The sequence below is a fragment of the Mesorhizobium sp. M7A.F.Ca.CA.002.09.1.1 genome, assembly GCF_003998555.1.
Lineage (GTDB): Bacteria > Pseudomonadota > Alphaproteobacteria > Rhizobiales > Rhizobiaceae > Mesorhizobium > Mesorhizobium ciceri.
In genome coordinates, this window is record NZ_RZRR01000283.1 from 1 (window position 1) to 5,964 (window position 5,964).

Below are 5,964 nucleotides of genomic sequence, written 5' to 3' on the forward strand. Positions count from 1 at the left end.
GCTTCAGATTGGGCTTGATGCCGTCGAAGGCGGCATCAAAGGTGGTTTTGGAAATGCCTTTCGCCTTGGCCTGCGGCCAGAGGTCGTTCTGCAGCCAGGCGCGGAACTGGTCGTCGATCTTTGCGGCGGAGGCGGGGGTGGAAAAGACCGAGAGAAGAACTGCAAAAAAGGAAAACAGAGCCAATCTGAGAGGTTTGCGTTCCTTCGCACCCCCCTCTGTCCTGCCGAGGGGGGTGCTTGGCACCAGCCTTGGTGGACACGCAAAAATCATGCTCCGCATCCTCTGCCGCAACTTTGTCAAAACGCCGTCCGCGAACGCAGCGCCGCGGCCAGCGTGCCCTCGTCGAGATAGTCGAGTTCGCCGCCGACCGGCACGCCATGCGCAAGGCGCGTCACCTTGATGTCGAAGCCGGACAACTGGTCGGTGAGGTAATGCGCGGTCGTCTGGCCCTCGACCGTCGCATTGACGGCGAGGATGATCTCCTTGACCTCGCCGCCGGCGACGCGATCAACCAGCGAGCGCATGTTGAGCTGCTCGGGGCCGATGCCGTCGAGCGGCGACAGCGTGCCGCCGAGCACGTGGTAGCGCACATTCATCGCCGCCGCGCGCTCCAGCGCCCACAGGTCGGAGACGTCCTCGACGACGATGATGGTGCCGGCATCACGGCGCGGATCGGTGCAGATCATGCAAGGGTCCGATGTATCGACATTGCCGCAGGTCGAGCAGATGCGCACCTTGTCGGCCGCCTCGGCCATGGCGGCGGCAAGGGGCGACAAAAGCTGCTCTTTCTTCTTGATCAGATGAAGGGCGGCACGCCTGGCCGAACGGGGTCCCAGCCCCGGCACCTTGGCCAGGAGCTGGATCAGACGTTCGATCTCGGGACCGGCGATTCGCTTCGACATCGCTCTGATCTAGAGCAATTCCAGGAAAAGTGCGAAGCGGTTTTCCGTCCGGAATTGCGTCAAAACGAAAAGCTGGAGCGGTTCACCGTTTCCGCGAAACGGTGAACCGCTCCAGGATTTTTCAGAGCGCTTTGGAACATCTGCATCCGCATGACCGCCATATTGGGCCTTGGCGGACCGCGGGGCGCAGATCAGTTGGTCTCGAGCGGCCGGCCCTGGCTGACAATCATCGCGCCAATGGCGTCTGTGTTCTCAGGCGTCGACTGGAACCCCATCGACGCCTCTTGCGGCGCGTCTTGAACCGACGAGATGACCCTTGTGTTCAAGCTTCCGCCAAAACGCGCGGCATCCGGCTCTTCCATCGGCTCCTGCATCGCCACCACCGTCGGCTCTTGCGAGACACGCGCGGATTTCGCGGCCGGCGCGGCGGCGGCGGTCACATAGGTCTGCTGGGCGGGAGCGGATCGAACGGTTGCCGTCCTGGCTGGACGCACCGGCTCGGCGGACGCGACCATCGTCACCGGCGCGGCTGACTTGTCGGGCGCCGCCGAGGCAATAGCGACCTGCGGCTCATCCGGCAGCGGCTGCCAGTTGCGGCCGCGCTTCTCGTAGAAGGCATTGCCGCCGGCAACCATGGTGTAGCGCATGTTCTTGTAGGGGAAGCGGAGGCCGGCTGTGTGGAAGAACATGGTGTTCTTGAGCTTGGACTTGCGCTCGCCCTTCAGCACCGCGTCGGCGGCTTCCTCGACATCGGGCATTGCGCGTGAATTCATCGGCCTTGTCATGACACCAGGCGCGAACTGCCCGGGCTCGCCCACCACTTGGCAGATGGTGCTGCCATGATTGCCGGAGCGCAGCCGGTTCATCACCACCGTGCCGACCGCGATCATGCCGTCGCGGCTCGAGCGGTTGGACTCGAAGAACATCGCCCGTTCCAGGCATTCCTTGTCCTTCGGCGTGTGGCTGTAGGCCCCTGAACTCAGGAAACCTGGCGTGATGGCGTCGGTCAGGCTGGCGACGGACATGCCGTGTGAAGTGGTCTGGCTGCAGGCAGCCAAAAACAGGGGTGAAATGACGGCGCCGAGCAACAGCGGCGTCTTCCATCGCGTGGAAATCAACAGGTAACCCTCTCACTTCGTGCCCGCCCCCAGGCTGCGGCAAGAATGAGACACTTTCGGGCAAAATGATGGCCAAAACGTTATTAACAACGTACTGTTGCCAAATTGGCACAATTTCGTGGCTTTCCAGATAGATCGAGCCGTCATTTCACAAAAGCGATGACCGCTCTCTCTTTGTTTCGCCGCAATTGCCCCAAGGGAAAGCACCACGCGATTTTTCCTGAAGCGATCTACCGCCCGGCCGCTATCGCGGCCGGCTGGCCAGGCTCAAGCTCCTCGACCTTCTCCGAAAACAGGCCGCGCCGGAGGAACAGCGTCCGCGCCTCCCTGGCCGTCGGCGCGATCTTTCCCGGCCAGTCGCTGTCTATGAACTCAGCCTTGGTGAAGTCCGGATTTGTCTCGCTTGCCGCCTCGAGGAATTCGGCGATCTCCAGCACGATCGCGCGCTCGTCCTTCGAAAGCGCGGATGTGCCGGCTTCGATCGATGGGCGATGGAGGAAATCCTCGAACAGATAGAAATAACCCTTGATGCCGACGAGATCGACGCCGTCGTCACAATCGGCCAGGATTTCCAGGATCTCGTAGATCCTGTTGCGGATACGCTGCTCGATCAGTCTTTCGGACGGCTCTTCGGCCATGGCCGCACCGAAGGCTAGAAGGGCAGTTTCATTCCCGGCGGGATCGGCAGGCCCGCGGTCAGCGCCTTGGTCTTTTCCTGCATGATCTGCTCGACCTTGGTCTTGGCGTCGTTGTGAGCGGCCAGCACCAGGTCTTCCAGGATCTCGACATCGTCTTCCTTGAACAGAGACGGATCGATCTTCAACGACTTCATCTCGAATTTTCCGGTCAGCGTCACATTGACCAGGCCGCCGCCGGCCTGGCCGGACGCTTCCAGCGTGGCGATCTCGTCCTGCATGGCCTGGAACTTGGCCTGCATTTCCTTCGCCTTGCCCATCAGGCCGAGAAGATCTTTCATGGTCGGGTCCTTTGCGGATTCGTGGCTGGATCAGGGTTCATCGTCGTCAGCCGGCGGCTCGACCGGCACTTCGGCCTCTGCCGTTTCGGCTTCCGGCGCGTCCGGAATGCGCACGTCGATGATCTTGGCACCGGGAAAGCGCGCCAGGATGGCGGCCACTGTCGGGTCGCTCTTGGCATCGAGAAAAGCCGTCTCGCGTTTGGCCGATTCCATTTCGGCGAGCGTCTGGCCGCCCTCTTCCTTCGACAGCGAGACAAGCCAGCTGCGACCGGTCCAGGCGCGCAATTTCGTCGTCAGGTCGTTGAGCAGCATCTTGGGCGCATCGCTGGTCAGGCCAACGTCGATGCGGCCGGGCTCGATGCGTACAAACCGGATGCAGCTTTTGACCAGCACCTTGAAGGCGATGTCGCGCTGCGCGTCTGCCAGGGCAATGATGTCGGCCAGCGATTTCAGCGGCGCCGATTGCGCCTCCGTGACCGGCTCCGGCGGAGCGACGTAGGGAACGGGCGCAGGCGAGGCTTCGACCAGCCGCATGGTCTGCGCGCCGCCCGGGCCAGACGGCATGCGCGTCTGCGCCACCGCGCTGGCGCCGTTGCCTCCCCCTGCAGGCGCCCCATTTGGGCGCAGCGCGCCATTCTGCGCCGGCGCGGCGCCTTCAAGCGATCTCAACGCCTCGTCCAGCGTCGGCAGGTCGGCGGCATGCGCCAGCCGGATCAGCACCATTTCGGCGGCACTGACCGGCCGGTTGGAGGACTGCACCTCTGGAATGCCCTTGAGCAGCATCTGCCACGTCCGCGACAGCACCCTGACCGACAGCGTCCTGGCGAAATCGGCGCCGCGCTGCCGCTCGTCCTCGGATAGCGAGGCATCCTCGATGGCCGTCGGCACGAAACGCAGCCGGGTGACGAGGTGGTTGAATTCGGCAAGGTCGGTCAGCACGGCGGCCGGATCGGCGCCGGTATCGTATTGCGCACGGAATTCGCCAAGGGCTGCCGCGATATCGCCTTTCATCACATGTTCGAACAGGTCGACGATGCGGGCGCGGTCGGCAAGCCCCAGCATCGCCCGAACGGCATCGGCGCCGACAGAGCCGGCGCCATGGGCGATCGCCTGGTCGAGGATGGAGAGCGAATCACGAGCCGAGCCCTCGGCGGCGCGCGCGATCATCGCCAGCGCATCGTCGTCGACCGAAATGCCTTCCTTGGCCGAGATCGAAGCGAGATGCCCGACCAGCGCGCCGGCGTCGATGCGCCTCAGGTCGAAGCGCTGGCAGCGCGACAGGACGGTGATCGGGACCTTGCGGATCTCGGTGGTGGCAAAGATGAATTTGACGTGCGGCGGCGGCTCTTCCAGCGTCTTCAGAAGGCCGTTGAAGGCCTGCGTCGACAGCATGTGCACTTCGTCGATGATGTAGACCTTGTAGCGGGCCGAGACCGGCGCGTAGCGCACGCGCTCGATGATATCCCTGATGTCGTCGATGCCGGTGTGCGAGGCGGCGTCCATCTCGATGACGTCGACATGGCGGCCTTCCATGATCGCCTGGCAATGTTCGCCGAGGACGGCAAGGTCGACCGACGGCTGGTCGATATCAGCGGTTTTATAGTTCAGGGCGCGCGCGAGGATGCGCGCCGTCGTGGTCTTGCCGACGCCGCGCACGCCGGTCAGCATCCAGGCCTGGGCGATACGGCCGGTGGCAAAGGCGTTGGTGAGGGTGCGCACCATCGGCTCCTGGCCGACCAGCTCGGAGAAGTTCGAAGGACGGTACTTGCGTGCCAGCACGCGATAGGCGGCGGCCTTGCCTATCTCCAGGCTTTTTGGTCCCGAATTTCCGGCTTCGCTCATACGCCCGTAAAGCTCCAAATGGCCGCGCCCGAAGGCGGCCGATTCCTGCGCATAGTCTCGCCCGCGCTGCAATGCGTCGTCAATGTCGCGAGAGGGGCCGATGAGGTGGGAGGCTGGAACAATGACCCGTTCCGGGCTCGTTAGGGCTGCTTCCTTCCGGACCTGACCCGGTTGGCGAGTGGATCGTCCACCACCAACCTCCCGCTTTCCATATCGGCAATTGCGCGACGAAATGCAAGTGCGCCGCAGAAATCGCAAAAATATGGAATTGGCGCACCAAAGCGTGAGGGGCGCAATGATTCGCTTGCAGCCCCCCTGCCGCCGCTCTAGCGTTCCTGCGTTTGAGGAAAACAAGAAAAGCAAGGGAAACGCCGATGCTGCCGGGCCTGAAGGCCGGATTCACGCTGGACGCACGGCTGGAGGCGGACAGCGAGCAGTTGATGTGGCTTGGGCTGTGCGAGCTGCGGGTGATGAACGACCGCCGCTGGCCCTGGTTGCTGCTGGTGCCGCAGCGCCCCGGCGCGGAGGAAATCCACGACATGACGCCGCTCGACCAGGCGATGCTGACCTTCGAGACCAATATGGTGGCGCAGGCGCTGAAGAAAGCGACCGGCTGCACCAAGATCAACACCGGCGCGCTCGGCAACATCGTGCGCCAGTTGCACATCCATGTCATCGCGCGTTCGGAAGGCGATCCCGGCTGGCCAGGTCCTGTGTGGGGACATGGCCTGCGAGAGCCCTATCAGCGTTCCGACTTGCGACGGTTTGCCGAAACGATCAAGGCGGCGCTATAAGCGTTCCCCGTGTCCATCCCTCAACATATTCCAGAGTCCCCATGAGCTTCCGCCTGTTTGACGCGCCTTTGCGCGAGCCGAGCCAGTTCGTCGGCTTCGCCGGCAACACGATCGACCGGCAGTCCGAGAACCGCGCCGACGATTCGGTCGACAAAGCGCTGGCCGATCCGGCGACGCGGCTGCTTCTGATGCATGGCGGCCGGCTCTATCTGAAGCTCGGCGATGGCGGCGCTCTCGATCCCTGGTTCGGTGCGACCGAGAGCGAGCCCTTCAAGGTTTCCCTGGCGCAAGGCATCCTGCTCGGCTTTTCCGAACGAGGACCGGTGCTGGC

At 63.5% G+C, this 5,964-nt stretch carries 6 protein-coding genes, 1 other RNA gene and 2 pseudogenes; 2 read left to right on the forward strand and 7 right to left on the reverse strand.

Going from position 1 to position 5,964, the window contains the following annotated elements; genetic code table 11:
- The 7 genes and pseudogenes from EN994_RS14460 to ffs all read right to left on the reverse strand — a co-directional run.
- A pseudogene (locus tag EN994_RS14460) lies at positions 1-271 on the reverse strand (lytic murein transglycosylase); the annotation flags it as partial.
- A gap of 26 nt (positions 272-297) precedes the next feature.
- Entirely contained in the window at positions 298-903 is a 606-nt protein-coding gene (recR, locus tag EN994_RS14465) for a recombination mediator RecR (RefSeq protein WP_013527928.1), read from the reverse strand.
- Positions 904-1,094: 191 nt separating this feature from the next.
- Positions 1,095-2,021 (reverse strand): cell wall hydrolase, encoded by a 927-nt coding sequence (locus EN994_RS14470; RefSeq protein ID WP_127307606.1) that lies wholly within the window; start codon positions 2,019-2,021, stop codon positions 1,095-1,097.
- Between the two features lie 230 nt (positions 2,022-2,251).
- Positions 2,252-2,659 carry a hypothetical protein gene (locus tag EN994_RS14475; protein WP_013527930.1) on the reverse strand — a complete coding sequence of 136 codons (408 nt, stop codon included), beginning with the start codon at positions 2,657-2,659 and terminating at the stop codon, positions 2,252-2,254.
- A 14-nt stretch (positions 2,660-2,673) separates the two neighbouring features.
- Complete coding sequence (locus tag EN994_RS14480) at positions 2,674-2,997, reverse strand: YbaB/EbfC family nucleoid-associated protein (RefSeq protein WP_013527931.1); 324 nt, start codon at positions 2,995-2,997, stop codon at positions 2,674-2,676.
- A gap of 30 nt (positions 2,998-3,027) precedes the next feature.
- Positions 3,028-4,839: a DNA polymerase III subunit gamma/tau gene (locus tag EN994_RS14485; RefSeq protein WP_063169978.1), complete on the reverse strand. Its 1,812-nt coding sequence runs from the start codon at positions 4,837-4,839 to the stop codon at positions 3,028-3,030.
- A 105-nt stretch (positions 4,840-4,944) separates the two neighbouring features.
- Positions 4,945-5,041: signal recognition particle sRNA small type (gene ffs, locus EN994_RS14490), an RNA gene on the reverse strand.
- A 172-nt stretch (positions 5,042-5,213) separates the two neighbouring features.
- Between ffs and EN994_RS14495 the strand changes: the two genes are divergently transcribed.
- Positions 5,214-5,633, forward strand: coding sequence for an HIT family protein (locus EN994_RS14495; protein WP_013527933.1), 420 nt, complete (start codon positions 5,214-5,216; stop codon positions 5,631-5,633).
- Positions 5,634-5,674: 41 nt separating this feature from the next.
- A pseudogene (locus EN994_RS14500) lies at positions 5,675-5,964 on the forward strand (NADH pyrophosphatase); the annotation flags it as partial.